Origin of the sequence: Psychrobacillus sp. FSL K6-1464, assembly GCF_038003145.1 — a bacterium.
GTDB classification, from domain to species: Bacteria; Bacillota; Bacilli; order Bacillales_A; family Planococcaceae; genus Psychrobacillus; species Psychrobacillus psychrotolerans.
Genome location: NZ_JBBOOP010000001.1, coordinates 1,597,682 through 1,613,940, shown reverse-complemented (window position 1 = coordinate 1,613,940; position 16,259 = coordinate 1,597,682). Strand labels below are relative to the sequence as shown.

General features: G+C 35.7%; 12 protein-coding genes. 5 read left to right on the top strand and 7 right to left on the bottom strand.

The window, feature by feature from the left end; all coding sequences use genetic code 11:
- Positions 1-36: 36 nt before the first annotated feature.
- Positions 37-186 (top strand): YtzI protein, encoded by a 150-nt coding sequence (gene ytzI, locus MKX39_RS07900; RefSeq protein WP_094030739.1) that lies wholly within the window; start codon positions 37-39, stop codon positions 184-186.
- A 24-nt stretch (positions 187-210) separates the two neighbouring features.
- Here ytzI and rlmN read toward each other — a convergent pair whose 3' ends face one another.
- The 3 genes from rlmN to MKX39_RS07885 form a co-directional block, all read right to left on the bottom strand.
- Positions 211-1,284, bottom strand: a complete 1,074-nt coding sequence (gene rlmN, locus MKX39_RS07895) for a 23S rRNA (adenine(2503)-C(2))-methyltransferase RlmN (RefSeq protein WP_340762138.1) — start codon at positions 1,282-1,284, stop codon at positions 211-213.
- Between the two features lie 99 nt (positions 1,285-1,383).
- Positions 1,384-2,208 (bottom strand): sulfurtransferase, encoded by an 825-nt coding sequence (locus MKX39_RS07890; RefSeq protein WP_340769022.1) that lies wholly within the window; start codon positions 2,206-2,208, stop codon positions 1,384-1,386.
- Between the two features lie 12 nt (positions 2,209-2,220).
- Positions 2,221-5,811 carry a dynamin family protein gene (locus MKX39_RS07885; RefSeq protein WP_340769020.1) on the bottom strand — a complete coding sequence of 1,197 codons (3,591 nt, stop codon included), beginning with the start codon at positions 5,809-5,811 and terminating at the stop codon, positions 2,221-2,223.
- A gap of 690 nt (positions 5,812-6,501) precedes the next feature.
- On the opposite strand from MKX39_RS07885, the gene MKX39_RS07880 reads away from it, so the two are divergent.
- The 4 genes from MKX39_RS07880 (at position 6,502) to MKX39_RS07865 (ending at position 9,444) form a co-directional block, all read left to right on the top strand.
- Entirely contained in the window at positions 6,502-6,954 is a 453-nt protein-coding gene (locus MKX39_RS07880) for a chemotaxis protein CheX (RefSeq protein ID WP_340762135.1), read from the top strand.
- 197 nt (positions 6,955-7,151) lie between these two features.
- Positions 7,152-7,274, top strand: coding sequence for a cytochrome c oxidase subunit 2A (locus MKX39_RS07875; protein ID WP_093534585.1), 123 nt, complete (start codon positions 7,152-7,154; stop codon positions 7,272-7,274).
- A gap of 24 nt (positions 7,275-7,298) precedes the next feature.
- Positions 7,299-7,775: a cytochrome B5 gene (locus tag MKX39_RS07870; protein ID WP_093534587.1), complete on the top strand. Its 477-nt coding sequence runs from the start codon at positions 7,299-7,301 to the stop codon at positions 7,773-7,775.
- A 1-nt stretch (position 7,776) separates the two neighbouring features.
- Positions 7,777-9,444, top strand: coding sequence for a b(o/a)3-type cytochrome-c oxidase subunit 1 (locus MKX39_RS07865; RefSeq protein WP_340762134.1), 1,668 nt, complete (start codon positions 7,777-7,779; stop codon positions 9,442-9,444).
- Between the two features lie 442 nt (positions 9,445-9,886).
- Here the strand turns inward: MKX39_RS07865 and MKX39_RS07860 are convergent, their stop codons facing one another.
- From MKX39_RS07860 to MKX39_RS07845, 4 genes are read right to left on the bottom strand one after another with little or no spacing between them, the layout of a single operon-like run.
- Positions 9,887-11,386: a carboxypeptidase M32 gene (locus MKX39_RS07860; protein ID WP_093534594.1), complete on the bottom strand. Its 1,500-nt coding sequence runs from the start codon at positions 11,384-11,386 to the stop codon at positions 9,887-9,889.
- A gap of 17 nt (positions 11,387-11,403) precedes the next feature.
- On the bottom strand, positions 11,404-13,305 hold the full coding sequence (locus tag MKX39_RS07855) for an ATP-dependent DNA helicase (RefSeq protein ID WP_340769019.1): 1,902 nt from the start codon (positions 13,303-13,305) through the stop codon (positions 11,404-11,406).
- Positions 13,306-13,361: 56 nt separating this feature from the next.
- Positions 13,362-14,489, bottom strand: a complete 1,128-nt coding sequence (locus MKX39_RS07850) for a THUMP domain-containing class I SAM-dependent RNA methyltransferase (RefSeq protein ID WP_093534598.1) — start codon at positions 14,487-14,489, stop codon at positions 13,362-13,364.
- The gene (locus tag MKX39_RS07845; RefSeq protein ID WP_340769018.1) at positions 14,489-16,207 is read right to left on the bottom strand and encodes a putative bifunctional diguanylate cyclase/phosphodiesterase; all 1,719 of its coding nucleotides are present in this window, start codon (positions 16,205-16,207) and stop codon (positions 14,489-14,491) included. The genes MKX39_RS07850 and MKX39_RS07845 overlap by 1 nt, the downstream gene beginning before the upstream one ends.
- Between the last annotated feature and the right edge of the window lie 52 nt (positions 16,208-16,259).

The following is a 16,259-nucleotide window of genomic DNA, read 5'->3' as shown; positions in this document are numbered from 1 at the left end:
TGATATAACTAATAATCCGAATTAGGAGGTATATAAATGACTACTGTAATTATTATTAGTATTTTTATTTTCTTAATAGTATTAGGTCTCACTATTTTCACTATTAATAAAGGGTACGCATTTAAGCATACAATTGATGATTTACCTGAAAAAGACGATAAAAAAACGCATAGCCATAATGGCTAATGCGTTTTTTCATTCATGCACAATTTAATTGTTTACTTTTACTTTATCTTTTTTAATTTGTTTACTTCTTAATTGACCACATGCAGCGTCGATATCACTACCTTGCTCCATACGAACACCACAATTAATCCCTTTGTTTTTCAATGTTTGGAAGAAAGCACTAATCGATTTTTCATCACTTCGTTGATACTGACCATGCTCATCTACTGGATTGTATGGGATTAAGTTCACATACGAAAGATGACGTTTGTTTTCTAGAAGTTTAGCAAGTTGAAGTGCCTCTTCTACATGGTCATTTACATCTTTGAGTAGTATATATTCAAAAGTAATACGACGATTTTTCTTCTCTAAATAATAATCTACAGCTGCCATTACTTTTTCAATAGGGAATGCCTTATTAATAACCATAATTCTCGAGCGAAGCTCATCATTAGGAGCATGCAATGAAACTGCAAGATTTACTTGAAGATCCTCTTCCGCAAAATCCATAATTTTCTTAGCAAGACCACTTGTTGATACTGTAATATGACGAGCACCAATAGCAAGTCCTTTTTGATCATTTACAGTACGTAGGAAGTTCATCAAGTTTTTATAGTTATCAAACGGCTCCCCGATACCCATAACAACGATATGGCTGACACGTTCTTCCTTTTGAATTTGGTCCAAATGGAATTGCACCTTCATGATTTGTTCCACAATTTCTCCTGCGTCAAGGTCACGGCTCTTTTTAAGTAATCCACTTGCACAGAAACTACATCCAATATTACACCCTACCTGCGTCGTCACACACACTGAAAGACCATATTTAAAGCGCATTAGTACAGTTTCGATTAAATTACCATCTTGCATTTCAAATAAGAACTTAATTGTGCCATCTGCAGATTCTTGCTTAACACTTTCCTTTAACGTCTGTATAACAAAATTTTCTTCCAAAATCTGAAGACATTCCTTGTTTACATTGGTCATTTCTGCAAAGCTTTGTACACGTTTAATGTACAACCAGTCCCAAACTTGCTCTGCGCGGAATTTTTTTTGGCCTTGACCCATTAGCCATTCGATTAACTGATCTCTTGTTAGACCATATATAGATTTTTTCATTATAAGCCCTCATTTCATGCGTATACAATTTGCCTATTATACTATAGTTATTTACCCAAGACAACTTATTATACTGGAAAAAAGGTTAAAAAGATATAATTATGCTTGTGTCATATCTATTTCTACTTCATTTTCTCTAATCCAATCACTGTAGCTACCAACATATAGCTGAACATTTTCATAGCCCGCCTCTTTCAGACAACCATACAAAGGCGCAGCTGTAACGCCACTACCACAATAAGCTATCACAGGTTTGTCAATTGGAGCTAATTGACTTAACTTTTTCTTTAATTCTTTCTGCTCTAGGAATTTCCCGTTTTTCTTCAGTTGCTCCCAGTCAAAGTTTATAGCTGAAGGGATATGCCCAGCAATTGAATCGATTGGTTCACTTTCACCTTTATAGCGTACATTTGATCTTGCATCTATTAATTGACCCTCTTTTTCCTGCGCTACAACTTTCCTTACTTCAGCCATTGTCAGTAACTTATCGTTGTTCCATTCAGGGATTGTTGAAGTATGTGGTAGGACAGACTCCATGTTAGAAACTGGTAACTTGCCCTTCAACTCTTCGTAGCCGGAACGGGATACATATATATGTTTAAATCCTGCCCACTCCAATAAGAAATAGGCACGTAACGCAAAAGGAGTCGCTCCTTGATCATAAATTACAATATAATCATCTAATTTTAAACCAGCTTGCTGAACCAGTCTTGTCATTTGTTCCTTCGAAATCATTGGATGACGACCATCTTGACTGCCCATATCTGATAAATCTTCTTCCAAATCCCAATATATTGCACCTTCTATATGTCCCTTGTTATACATTTGACGACCCGCACTTTTTTCACCAAGATCAAAGCGAGTATCGATAAAACGGGGATTATTCTCTAAAATCTCTCCTAATTCAATAAACACTTTTACCATTTAAGCCCTCCTTTATAGTCGCGCATATACTGACTTCCACAAGTGAAGTGTTTGTTCCTGCTCTAATAATTTTCGTTCCGCATCAATTTGCGTAATCGATTCTTGTAGTAACTTTAAACGTAGTGCCTCCGATTCAATATCCGAGTATTGTTCTATCCATTTTCCTAAACGTTCTTTTTCATTCGATAGGTATTGATCTGCCTCCACTTTGGTTTCATCAGATAAAGTATCACGTAATTTTTCTTTTTCATTATTCTCAAAAAAGCTCTTGGAATTTTTAAAATAGGATTTTACATGTTCATATTTAGTAATGCTTTCAAATGGTCCTACAAAATCTAGTAATTCTCTCTCGGTTACTTCATGTGGACTAAATGTAAAACTTGTATTCAAATCTTTTAGTACGCGTATTTCTTCTTTTTCTAATTGCAGGATTTGTTGCTGAATATATTGCAATATACGGAAATTGGAGACCCGCATTTCTTGTTCGATATCAAAACGTATCATTTTAAGAATATCCTTTAAAGCAATGTCCAATGCAATTGTTGCGGATTTATTTGCAAATAATGATGGATTATATGCCTCTTTAAAGAACTCATTGAAACGATAATATACACGTTGTAATACGTAATAGAGTAGTGTATCTAGCTCCTGGTTAGCATCTTTTGCAATCTGTGTGTATTTAGAATTTGTATAGCGTTTACGAATATTTTGTTCTTGATTTCGAAGCTCGACTAGACGTTGGTCTTTTCGGGCCAGATTTACTTCCGTCTGTTCTATTAAGCCAAGTAGTTTCGATTGTTGACGAGTTGCTTCCTCTTCAAGAGCAGATATTGAGATTTGCTTCAGATCCTTTTCAAGAAAATGATGAAAAGATTCTTCAAACTGTTGCATTCCTTCATGCAATGATAATCCATCGAGTTTCTCTTTTAACCCTTGTAAACTAGATACCCCGTAAACTCTTGGGAAACGAATACCAAAACGTTGCAGTTCGTCCTGGACGTATTGTTTTACTAAATTGGCCTCCTCTTCTGAATCTGCCAAATCGATAGCATTAACAACAAAGAACATTTTATCCAACTCGAAGGCATCTTTTACTCTTCCCAGCTGTATTAAAAACTCACGGTCTGCTTTTGAAAATGCATGGTTGAAATAAGTAACAAACAATACAGCATCAGCGTTACGAATATAGTCAAAAGCTACTCCGGTATGTCTCGCATTAATCGAATCTGCTCCAGGTGTATCTACTAATGTCACACCTAGTCTCGTTAATTCACAATCATAATAAAAATCAATAAAATCTACAAAACAGCTTTTCGATTCATCCGCTACAAATTGGCCAAATTCATCTCCAGAAACATGCAGAACATTTCCAAATTGCCCTTTAAATGTTGGATACCCTTTATAAAATGCAGTAACGAATGATTTGTGTACCTCTTCAGCTACCTTCTCTTGCATAACCGTACTAGCTTTTTCAAAAGCTTCCTCTAATGTATGGACAGTTATTCCAAGCTGCTCATAAGCATAACTCACATCTTCTAAAATTTGCCCCTCTGATTTCAACACTACATCAGCAGTATTATGTAAATGATTTTCAGACACAGGATGAATTTTGTTAATAGCTGCAGTTGTAGGGTTTGGTGAAACCGGTAGCACATTTGCCCCCATTAAAGCATTCGAAAAACTAGATTTCCCGGCACTAAATGCACCAAATAACGCGATAGTAAATTGTTGATTTTCCACTCGTAAAGCTTTTCTTTTTATCGTTGCAGCAGCTTCTTCAAAAGCAGGTAATTCTGCTAATACTTCACCAATTCTTTTCGCACGACTCACTACTGCCTCCGCGGAGAGAAGAACTTCTTCGTCCTTTACTTCTTCTTCCTTTGCTACATTTACAATAGGTTGCTCCGTAGTATGCGCTTGTTCTTCATAATCTGTAATAGAACCTTCAAATTGAAGTCGTTCTTGTTCCCAGCTTTTTAATAATTTATCTCTGTCTTTTCTAATTGGCAACGAAGGAGTAGTGACGTTTTTTTCAAATGTTTCTATTCGTGTATCTATTTCTTCCAATGATTGAATAGCTAGTCTCTTTTCATTGAGCTCCGCTGTTTTTGATAGTATTTGGTCCTCATCTTCCAACGGGCTTTCTTCTATATAATGTATATTTTCTTCTTTCCATACATCTGTTTGGTTGATGTAGTAACGATTTACCGCTTCTGTAACTCGATTGGCGAAATTTAGAATCGCATTACCAGTCGTACTTGCACCTTCGTGAAGAGAATTTTCAATCAGACTAGGAGAAATAGCAAACTGAATTTCATCAATCTGATGGATTTTTTCTTCTGTTAATAAGGAAACATCTTTTAACATACGTTTCATTAACAATTTCATATGAGAAGTTATATTGGTAGAAATTATTTTTTCTAACATGCTAATAATTTCGTTAAGTCTTCTTTGTCTTTCTTCTTCAGTTTTCTTTTTACTACCCAAAAATCCAACTTTAAAAGTAGGTTGCTTACTTTCTGCATAAGACTTTAAAGCTTCACGCATTTCAAACGTCATTATAGAAGCATTTTCAAGTATGTTTTTTCGAAGTTCTTCAAATGTTTTTCTCCAAAGCGTAACATCTTGAAGTTTCACTTGCGTTTGAGCTAGTTCCAATTGTTCTTTGATATCCTCTTTATTATTCCAATCTTCTTCACTTAGCTGACTTTCAAAGGCTTCAAAACAAGTAGCTTTTTCATCCTCTAAAAAATGTAAATGCTCATCTTTTAACTTTTCTAGCGTTGTCTGGGCCAGTGTAAGATAGTAATCCTCTTTATTTTCAATAGAACTAGTAACGATTTGTTGAACTTGCGGAAAATCATTATGTATGAAATCTTTATTTTTTAGGCTTGTATAAAATATTCCTTTTGGATCAACCGACCACGATTTAAATGCATCTGTAACAGATTGCTTATAAGCTGCAAATGGTAGTTCTTCTTCTCTGTGCTTATCTACCTGATTTACGATTAAATATACATTCTCATTATAATGAAGTAATTGCTTTGTAAATTGAAAGTTTAACTCAGACTGAACATGATTGTAATCCATCACATAGAAAACAATATCTGCCAAATGAAGGGCAGATTCGGTGGAAACGCGATGTGCATCATCAGTCGAGTCAACTCCAGGAGTATCCATTATAGTAATTCCTTCGGGAAGATTAGACCCAGCATGTCCTATTTCAATTTGAGATACTTTACTTCCGTCTTTTGAATATTTTTTTACTAATTGAATATCATACTCCCCTGAAAATCTAACAGGTGGTTGATCCACAAAGTGAACAAGAGCATAATTTTCTGCTGTATTTTGAACCGTCACAATATTTGCGGAGGTTGGAATCGGGCTAGTTGGCAGTATTTGCTCATCAACTAAGGCATTAATCATACTAGATTTCCCTGCAGAAAAGTGACCTGCAAAAGCGATAGTAAATGTGCCTTTTTCTAATTTTCCTGCAAATAATTTAGACTTACGATAGCGTTCATCATCATTATTCTGTTGGAAAATCGTTGCAAGTAAAGCATTTTGTTCTTTTATCATTTGTAATTCATTTGAGTTCTGCATATAAAAAGTTAATCTCCTTCATAATTCGACAATGTACATCTATCATAGCAAAGTTTTAAAGCCTAAAACAATATTCTTTCACTCTTTTAGTTAATAAGAAAAACCGAGCAAAAAGATGTCCGGTCCTTAAGGGACTGAAACGTAGATATGCCGGCAATTTCCGCTCCGAGTGGTCGCTTTCCGCAGGCTTGGCTTCAGCCTCCTCGTTCGCTATGCTCCTGCGGGGTCTTCAGCTCAAGCTATCCTGCTTGAGTCGCCGCCTTGCGCTCCAATCAAAATAGGGAGTAGTACTCAATCATAAGATTTCGCGTAGCCTCTCGCTTAAATGATAAGAGTGGTCAAAGTTAAAAGGATAAAATCGTACAGTGTTCATCGTAAATTTTTAAATACTTTTCTAATCTTTTAAAAATGACTCTACTTGTTTTCACAAATAAAGTCATTTCGTCTTTGTTTCATATTGTTTTCGCTTTAGGAGCTATAGATTTTAAAATATATGCCGTTACCCCACCATAAACTAAAATAGCTGATCCAATGAAAATAGCTAACATAAAAAATCGCCCTCTCAACTGAATTTGATATTCATTCTCATTGACATAATACCATAGTATATTTTAAATTTCTACAATACCTATTCTTTTTTCCTATATAACATGTTAAAATTGATACATCTATACTAGTCGGAGGGTTAAAATGAGTACTTCTAAACATATTCAAACAATTTTAAATGGAACAATCCAATCCTTGAAATCAGTAATACCTATTTCAATGGATATAAAGTCACCTTCCCTGATGGTTCAACCATTTGTGCAAAAGGAAATGGGCGTACTTATCGGAATCATTGGTGATATTAAAGGGCGTATTATTATTGACTCTGCGGCTGAATCCTTTTCTGCAATTGGAGCTACTATGTTCGGAATGCCATTAGAAGGTGAAATGCTCGAATCATTTACAGGTGAACTCGGGAATATGATAGCAGGTAATTTATGTACCTCCGTTGCTGCAAGTGGAGTTGAAATTGATATTACTCCACCTACTGTTATTGTTGGTACTAGCAGGTTATATGGTTTCCAACATGCTTTTAGACTGCCTGTAGAAATTGAAAATATAGGTGAAATGACCATAATCTTAACGATAGATGAATAGAAAACGGAGCCTCCTTTAAATAGGAAGGTTCTTTTTTTTGCTTAAAATCATTACAGGAAGGTAATAGTGTTCCAAAAATACCAGATTTCACATATATTTCACAGTTAATAACCGTATGTGTGATTTTTATCACATCATCTCACGACTATTATATTTATGATGAGACTATAGAGTTTAGTAGAAGGAGGTGTAAGTAAATGTCGAAAAAGAAAGAAAAAGACTCTGATTTAAAAGGGACACTTTATTCCGTAGGTTTCGTTGGCGCATTTATATTAGTTACTTGGTTCTTGGCATTTTACTTATTCATAGACAGATTTTGAATTTAAATTGGAGGTTTAAGACTTATGCATATTCATAAGTATGAAAAGTGGTGGCTAACATTTGGGATTAGCTCATTGGTATTATTTTTAACTATCGTCGGTTTTAGTGCATTTCATTATGGCTCCCATCCCCCTTCCGGGAAAATTTATATCGACCCTGAGCGAGTTGATGAGATAGCTCCTTTTAATAAACCAGGAGTTCATAAAGTAGAAGGTGAAGAGTGGGATTATGAAGTCGTTCTTGTAGCGTCTGCGTTCTATTATAATCCACCCGAAATAGAAGTACCTATAGGTTCGACCATAAAGTTCATAGCAACTACTAAAGATGTAGTTCATGGATTTCAAGTTGCTGGAACTAATATTAATATGATTCTAGAGCCAGGTTATGTTTCGGAATATGTAACAACAGTAGACAAACCTGGTGAATTTTTAATCTTATGTAATGAATATTGTGGCGTGGGACATACCACAATGACGTCCATGTTAAAGGTGGTAGAGTAAAATGACAACTATTAAAGAAAAAGCACAAGACTTAGTAAGAGTTGATCGACGCGATGGGAAACTGGCACTAGCTCATATATATGTAGCTTTTATCGCTTTATTCATCGGGGGGCTTTGTGGATTATTACAAGTCCTTGTCCGTTCAGGTCAATTTACACTCCCTTGGGGGATTGGCTATTATCAAGTATTAACTATTCATGGGGTTTTATTAGGACTTATCTTAACAACTTATTTTATATTAGGTTTTCAAATTGCTGCAATTAGTAAAACATCCGGTACGTTATCAGACAAACAACGATTAGTCGGGTGGATTGGTTTCTGGGTAATGACTGCAGGTACAGTTGCTGCTTCCATAATGGTATTACTCAATGAAGCTTCTGTATTGTATACTTTTTACGCACCACTTCAAGCACATTGGATTTTCTACGTAGGTATGGCACTAGTTGTAGTTGGGTCATGGATAGTAGCTATTGCACAGATTATGAAATATGTGGAATGGCGTAAAGCAAATCCAGGGCAACCTAGCCCGCTCTTATCATTTATGGTAATTGTCAATTTGGCGATGTGGATTATCTGTTCTTTAGGAGTAGCTGTAGAAGTAGTATTCCAACTAATTCCTTGGTCATTAGGATGGGTGGATAAGGTTGATGTATTGCTTTCTCGTACATTATTCTGGTATTTCGGTCATCCATTAGTGTACTTCTGGTTGTTACCTGCCTATATGGTTTGGTATGTTGTTATTCCTAAGATCATTGGAGGGAAAATATTCTCTGATGCATTAGCAAGGCTTTCCTTTATGTTATTTTTACTCTTCTCCATTCCTGTTGGTTTCCATCACCAATTGACAGAACCCGGGATTGATTCGTTCTGGAAGTTCTTACAAGTAGTATTAACAATGATGGTTGTTATCCCTTCATTGTTAACCGCTTTCTCTATGTTCGCTACTTTTGAGTTACGAGGAAGACAACTGGGTGGTCGTGGATTATTCGGTTGGTTCAAAAAACTACCATGGAATGATGCTAGGTTTACAGTTCCATTTATCGGTATGGCTGCATTTATCCCTGCTGGTGCTGGCGGTATTATTAATGCTTCTCATCAGATGAATGCATTAATACACAACACTATTTGGGTAACTGGACATTTCCATTTAACACTGGCAACGACAGTTGTACTGACTTTCTTTGGAGCCGCTTATTGGTTAATACCTCATCTTACGGGTAGAGTATTGACGAAACAAATGAACAAGTTGGCAATTATTCAGGCTATTGTTTGGGCATTTGGAATGTCGATCATGTCAGGTGCAATGCATGTTGTAGGATTAATGGGTGCGCCTCGTCGTTCGGATTTCTCCACTTATGGTGGTGCACAACAAGCAACTGAATGGATACCTTATCAAATAGCACAAGCAGTTGGAGGAACAATTCTTTTCATCGGGATCATATTAGTACTTTATATTGTTGCAAATTTATTATGGTTTGCTCCTAAGGGTGAAACAGAATTCCCTGTTGGTGAAGTTTCAGAGAACGCGGAAAAGACACCAATGTGGTTGGAAAATTGGAAGATTTGGTTAACAATTTGTATTGCATTAATCCTATTTGCTTACACTGTTCCAGTCTTTGAGATGATTCAAAATGCTCCTCCAGGTTCAAAAGGTTATAAATTCTGGTAACAATAAAATATTAAAAAATGGTTAGTCGAGACTTATGTCCAGGCTAACCATTTTTCTATAGTCCAATAGGAACAGAGAAGCACCCGTTCAATTAAAATCAATAAAAATAATAAATACCAAAAACAATTCCCTTTATAAGAAAAACTGGGTAAAAAACGCCCAGTCTTCTAATAACAGGAACGTAGATATGCCGTTGATATCGGCTCTGGGCGACGCTTTCCATGGGCATGGCTTCAGCTGCTCACCCCGCGGTGGCCAACAGGATGTTGGTCACGAAAGCGTTGCCACACGATGTGGCGCTCATAGCATTTGAACCCCACCTGAAACGGAAATCAGTAATTCTTAAAAGTTCTGTAAACCCAGTGTTTATACTGCATATTATATACTTTCTTAATCTTTTAAAAAGACCCAAGCAACATTCGTCGCTTGGGTCACCTTTTATTTAAAGTTTATAGATTTTTGTATACTTTTCTTCTAAATAATCAGCAAGGTATTTACCGTTAAGACCTTCACCTGTTGCTGCCTTCAGAATATCTAAAGGTTTTTTAAGAGCACCATACTGATGCACGTTTTGTGTAAGCCATTCCTTGATAGGTGCTAAATTGCCTTGTTCTAACAAACTATCAAACTGTGGAATATCCTTTAGCATCGCCGCTTTGAATTGAGATGCATATATATAACCAAGAGCATAGGACGGGAAGTAACCGAAACTAGCCCCAGCCCAATGGACATCCTGCAAAATTCCTTCTGCGTTAGTAGATGGACTAACACCCAAATATTCTTCGTACTTAGAATTCCAAATTTCAGGGAGATCTTCTACTTTTAAATCACCGTTAAACAATCCTTTTTCAATCTCATAGCGAATCATAATATGAAGAGCATATGTCAGCTCATCCGCCTCGATCCGGATTAAAGAAGGTTTTACTTCATTGATAGCTCGAAGAAAGTCTTCCACAGGAACTTCCCCAAATTGTTCAGGTGAATAGCTTTGTAGCTTTTCATAATTTTGTTCCCAGAACTTTGGATTACGTCCTACAAAATTCTCATAAAACAGTGATTGAGATTCATGAATACCCATGGAAGCCCCACCCGCTAAAGGTGTACCTGTTAACTCTTCTGCAACATTCTGCTCGTATATCGCGTGACCACATTCATGAATAGTACCAAATATTGCCGAACGGAAATCGAACTCATCATACTTAGTCGTGATGCGCACGTCACCTCTATTTAAACCAGTAGCAAATGGATGCACTGTTTCATCTAATCTTCCAGCATCAAAATCATATCCAAGCTGTTTTAGTATATCTAAACTAAAGGACTGTTGTTTTTGTTTATCAAAAGATTGGAACAAGAAATCTGTTTTTGGCTGGTTTGGAGATTCTGAAATGCGTTTTAATAACGACACAATTTTTTCTCTTAGTTCATTAAAAACTTGATCTAAAATTTCAGTCGTCATGCCAGGCTCATACTGGTCCAACAATACATTATAAGGATTGTTATCTGTAACTCCCCAATACTCTACAAAGTTCTTTAGCGTAGCAACCATTTCAGTTAAATATGGTTGGAACATAGACCAATCATTGTTGTTTTTTGCTTCTTCCCAAACAGATTCTGATTTAGATTGAAGAATAACAAATTTCTTGTATTCATCTGCTGGAATTTTCTTGCTGAGATTGTATTCCTTTTTTACTTCTTCAAACACACGTTTACTTACTTCGTTTACAGAATCCAGCTCAAGTTCCATCTGGTCTAGTAATTCTTTAAGATCGTCTGAAGTCGATAAATTAAATACATCCGTTGCAAGTACTCCTACAACTTCAGATCTCTGATCAATACCTTTTTTCGGAGCACCAGTACGCATATCCCAATAAAGCACCCCTAATGCTTCTTGATAAGCACCAATTTTCTTCACATAATCTAAAAAATTTTGTTCTACAGACATTTCTATTCCCCCTTGATTCATTTCGAAATTGGTGTAGGTAATACCCCTGTAAATCTACTTTCTTGTAATGCTTCTTCTTCATTTAACAATAAATGAATTTCCCCGTAATCACTAGATGTACGGATCAAACGCCCAATACCTTGTTGTAATCTTAAAAGCATAAATGGCAATTCTACTTCCTCAAATGGATTGTTAGAGAAAGAACGTTTTGCATCAAATAGTGGATCTACAGGTGGAAATGGTAGATCGTAAATAATAACTCTGGTTAAGGCTTCTAAAGGTAAATCTAACCCTTCCCAAAGATGATAGGAACATAAAGTGGAGTATTCTCCATTTTGGAATTCTTTTACAATGGTTGAAAGCTCCCGATCTCCTTCAAAGACGATATCGCTTCTATCACCTATAGTAGCTCGGAAAGAAGCCATTGCTGCTTTGGATTTAAACAAAATAAGGGTTTGCATTGGGTTATTTAATAGTTTCTCCACATGATAAGGCTTCTCTTGCTGTTCCATTTCCTCCGTGTATATCTTCATCACTTCGTCATAATCAAATGGAGATGCCACAGAGAACGATTGGAATTTTTCGATTCCTAAAGAATCTGCAATATACGTAAAGTCTTTTTCAATAGATAAAGTAGCGGAAGAAAAGACAATAGGAATTTTAGAAGTAAATAGCTTCTCATTTAAAATGTCCGTAACTAATCTTGGCATGATGATTAACGTTTCATAACCATCAATGATCTCTAACCATTCAATTCCGTCCCCTTTTTCGGTGAATAAACGAAGAGAGAATGTGTATTGCTCTAAAAATTCTTCTACCATACGTAGCTCGTATTCAGGAATCGTATATAACTCTGACTCGAAAACAAATTCCTCTAACAAGCTGTCGGTTACCCGAATGGCTTGTTTACATAATTCCATTAACTCTACAGATTTATCAACCTTCATGCGATCGGTTTCTTCCATATTACTACCAATACGTAACAAACCAAATATCTTATCGTGTAATTCTTGGAGAACTTCCATTAAGTTCAATGTTTTTTCTCGCACACCGTCAACCATTACTTTTTCCAGTAATCGAATAAGTGTTTCACTTTGAATTTCGTACGTTAAAGCTTTTTGAGCAGCGAATTCAAGTAAATGCCCTTCATCTAATACGGCCATTGATACCTCGGGTAATAATGGCATTTGACCTTCACGTATACGAGATTCTTTTGTCCAAATATGCTCCATTAAAAATTCATGTGAGCAAATGATTAAGTCTGTAGACTCACGATAATGCTGGCGATGAATTGTTTGTCCACAACGATTTCGCAAATCACAAACCATACATTGCTGAGTTGGATGATAATTAACTTTCTGCCAATCCTCATCGCTTACTCCAGCAAACTGACTGCGCTCTCCATATGGATAAATTTTTTGCATAGATGAATGTGCATATACAAAGTCTGGAACTTGATCTTCAATTTCTTCTAAGAAATATTCATTATCATCATCTTTTTGTGCTTCTTCTAATCGCTTCAAACATAAATATTGATCACGTGATTTTGCTAATCGCACATCAATTTTTATATCTAAATAGTTTTGAAGTTTAAAAATATCTCCAGCTTCTTTTACAAGTTGTTCAATTAGTGTTTCATCTGCGCATGCGATTAAAGCCGGTTTTCCAGAATAACGAGCATACGCAATAGCCGGAAGCAAATAAGCAATGGTTTTACCAGTACCTACTCCCGCTTCAGCAAATAGCACATTTCTTTCTTTTAACGTCTTTTCAATTTGATATGCCATGAAAATCTGTTCGTCGCGACACTCAAAACCTTTTTCGGGTAATTCATCATATAATACATCACCCATCCAGTCTCCTAATGATTCGAAGAAAGAACGGTCTTTTGAAAGTTGGAATGGTAAAGCTTGCTTCATCTAAAAACTCCCTTAAATAATAATATAACAGCAAGGGGAACTAGTCCCCCTTACTGTTATGAACGTTTACCCCAGAACTGATAGTAGTCCGTTCGAATAAATCCATTAAATAATTTACGCTTCTTAGTTGCACGTCTACCGTATACATTCTCAAAGTTTTCCATAGACGATAACATATAGACAGACCAGGAAGGATATTGGCTCATTAAATACCCTAGTTCACCAATAACCTGCTCGATTTCTTCCACTTCACCAATACGTTCTCCGTAAGGTGGGTTACTAACTATTACTCCATCTGTCAAAGATGTAGTAAAATCCTTTGCATGCATTTGTTTGAATGTGATTATGTCACCAAATCCAGATTCAAATGCGTTTTGTTCCGCAATTTGAATCATTTTAGGATCAAGGTCTGAACCGAAAATTTGAAGTTCTTGATCATAATTGGCCAATGATTCTGCCTCATTACGTACTTCTTCCCAAACTGTTTTTGGCATCCATGGCCATGCTTCACTATGAAAATCGCGATTAAACCCTGGTGCAATATTTTGTCCAATCATTGCTGCTTCAATCGGAATAGTACCGGATCCACAAAAAGGATCTACAAATGGTCGGTTCGGATTCCATTTAGAAATTTTCACTAAAGCTGCGGCAAGTGTTTCCTTTAGTGGTGCTTCCCCTTGTCCATGGCGGTAACCACGTTTATGAAGACCTGCACCACTTGTATCTATTGTAATGGTAGCTATATCTTTTAATATACTTATTTCCAGTTTGAATGTTGCTCCAGATTCATCTAAAAAACCAGTTCTTTTATGTGCTAATTTTAAGCGTTCCACTACTGCTTTTTTTACTATTGCTTGACAGTCTGGTACACTGAATAATGTTGATTTGACTGATTTTCCTTGAACCGGAAATGCTGCATCGACAGGTAAATACTTTTCCCATTGTACAGCTTTTGTGCCTTCAAACAGTTGATCAAAGGTTTTTACCGGAAACTGAGCAGCTACTATTTTAACTCTGTCTGCAACACGTAACCAAATATTTGCACGCGCAATTGCACGCTCGTCCCCTTCAAAATAAACCTTGCCATTTTCCGTTGTTGTTTCATATCCTAATGCTTTTACTTCATCTGCAACGATTGATTCTAATCCCATAGCTGACGTTGCTACTAATTTAAATGTTGTCATTATATATTCCTTTCCTGTCTATAAATTTCCCATAACTCGATAAAATCCATAAGCTCCTTTGCTGCTAATGGTTTACTATAATAATATCCTTGAATGATATCGCAGCCCATTTGCTGTAAAAGCTTTACTTGACCTATCGTTTCTACTCCCTCTGCTACAACTTTTATATGCAGCCGATGAGCCATTAATATGATTGTCTCTACAATAGCTTGCTTATCTTGTAAGTTAGTAATTTGTTGAATAAAACTTTTATCTATTTTCAAATAATTTAGTGGGAATCTATTCAAATAACTTAGAGATGAGTATCCAGTTCCAAAATCATCAATTGAAATTTTAAAACCCATTGCTTTTAGTTTAACAAGTTTATTTACTATATCGTCTGAATCCTTCATCACTGTACGTTCTGTAAGCTCTAATTCCAATAGGTGCGGACTACAATTATATTGCATAAGTATAGAATTTATACGTTCTATAAAATCATCCTGTTGAAAATGGACAGATGCGATATTAATGGACACCGGTAATATATGTATCTTCCCTTGAGATCTTGACTCCAGTATATCCAAACAAACTTTTTCTAATATTACCTCACTTAAAGGAATAATTAGACCAGTATCCTCCGCAATTGGTATAAATTCAGCGGGTGAGACAAAACCTAACTTAACATTGTTCCATCTTACTAAAGCTTCTACCCCAATTATATCTTGTTTAGCTAAACCGATTTTTGGTTGATAGTGAATGAAAAATTCTTTATTTTGAATAGCTTTTCTAAGCTCTGCTTCTAGTACAATTAGTCGTTTAGAGTCTTTCTTTAAATCATCAAAATAAAAAGCATATTGGTTTCTACCATTTTGTTTTGCAAAATACATTGCCTTGTCTGCTTTATTTATCAATTTCTCAATATCTTTACCATCTTGCGGAAAAATACTAATTCCTATACTTGCAGTGACATATACTTCTGTATCATTTATGAGAAATGGTTTGTTAAAGAGCTTTGTAATATCCTTAGCCAAGTTTGCAGCTTCTTTTTGATATTCTATGTTGGATCTAGAAAAGACAAATTCGTCTGCACCATAACGAGCAAAAATATCGGAAGAACCAGCTATCGAGTTTATTCTGTTAGTAACCTCTATTAATATTTGGTCACCTACTTCATTCCCCAAGGTGTCGTTTATCTGCTTAAACCGATCTAAATCAATAAATAATATAGCATGACTATGTATCGAATTATTTACTTTCTCAAATAATAATTCATTAAAAGCATTTCGATTCAGAATATTGGTTAATAAATCGGATTGAGTTAGTTCTTCAAGTTCTTTTTCCGTCTCTTTTTCTATAGAGATATCGGAAAAAACCCCGTAATAATTGGTGAGCTGCCCTACTTTATCAAATACGCTATAAATAGAAAGAATTTCTGGATATATTTCTCCATTTTTTCGTCTATTCCAAATCTCGCCCCTCCATGATCCATTGGAGCGAATTTTAGACCACATTACTTTATAAAAATCGGCATCCTGTTTCCCGGATTGTAATATGTTTGGATATTTCCCGAGTATTTCAGATGACCGATAACCTGTAAGTGTCTCAAAAGCATTATTTACCATAGTAATTTGCATTTTTTCATTTGTAATCATAATACCTTCAGTTGTTGACTGAAGAATTTGTTCCAATAATTCAATTGAAAAGCTCTGTAAACGTTCGGGTGGTTGTTTTTTCATAATCTTTTACCTCCCCTATTACGTAATTCAGTAAAATTATTCATATAATAGA

Coding starts and splice junctions, on each gene's coding strand:
- ytzI (WP_094030739.1), top strand. CDS start 37: ATGACTACTGTAATTATTATTAGTATTTTTATTTTCTTAATAGTATTA.
- rlmN (WP_340762138.1), bottom strand. CDS start 1,284: ATGAAAAAATCTATATATGGTCTAACAAGAGATCAGTTAATCGAATGG.
- MKX39_RS07890 (WP_340769022.1), bottom strand. CDS start 2,208: ATGGTAAAAGTGTTTATTGAATTAGGAGAGATTTTAGAGAATAATCCC.
- MKX39_RS07885 (WP_340769020.1), bottom strand. CDS start 5,811: ATGCAGAACTCAAATGAATTACAAATGATAAAAGAACAAAATGCTTTA.
- MKX39_RS07880 (WP_340762135.1), top strand. CDS start 6,502: ATGAGTACTTCTAAACATATTCAAACAATTTTAAATGGAACAATCCAA.
- MKX39_RS07875 (WP_093534585.1), top strand. CDS start 7,152: ATGTCGAAAAAGAAAGAAAAAGACTCTGATTTAAAAGGGACACTTTAT.
- MKX39_RS07870 (WP_093534587.1), top strand. CDS start 7,299: ATGCATATTCATAAGTATGAAAAGTGGTGGCTAACATTTGGGATTAGC.
- MKX39_RS07865 (WP_340762134.1), top strand. CDS start 7,777: ATGACAACTATTAAAGAAAAAGCACAAGACTTAGTAAGAGTTGATCGA.
- MKX39_RS07860 (WP_093534594.1), bottom strand. CDS start 11,386: ATGTCTGTAGAACAAAATTTTTTAGATTATGTGAAGAAAATTGGTGCT.
- MKX39_RS07855 (WP_340769019.1), bottom strand. CDS start 13,305: ATGAAGCAAGCTTTACCATTCCAACTTTCAAAAGACCGTTCTTTCTTC.
- MKX39_RS07850 (WP_093534598.1), bottom strand. CDS start 14,489: ATGACAACATTTAAATTAGTAGCAACGTCAGCTATGGGATTAGAATCA.
- MKX39_RS07845 (WP_340769018.1), bottom strand. CDS start 16,207: ATGAAAAAACAACCACCCGAACGTTTACAGAGCTTTTCAATTGAATTA.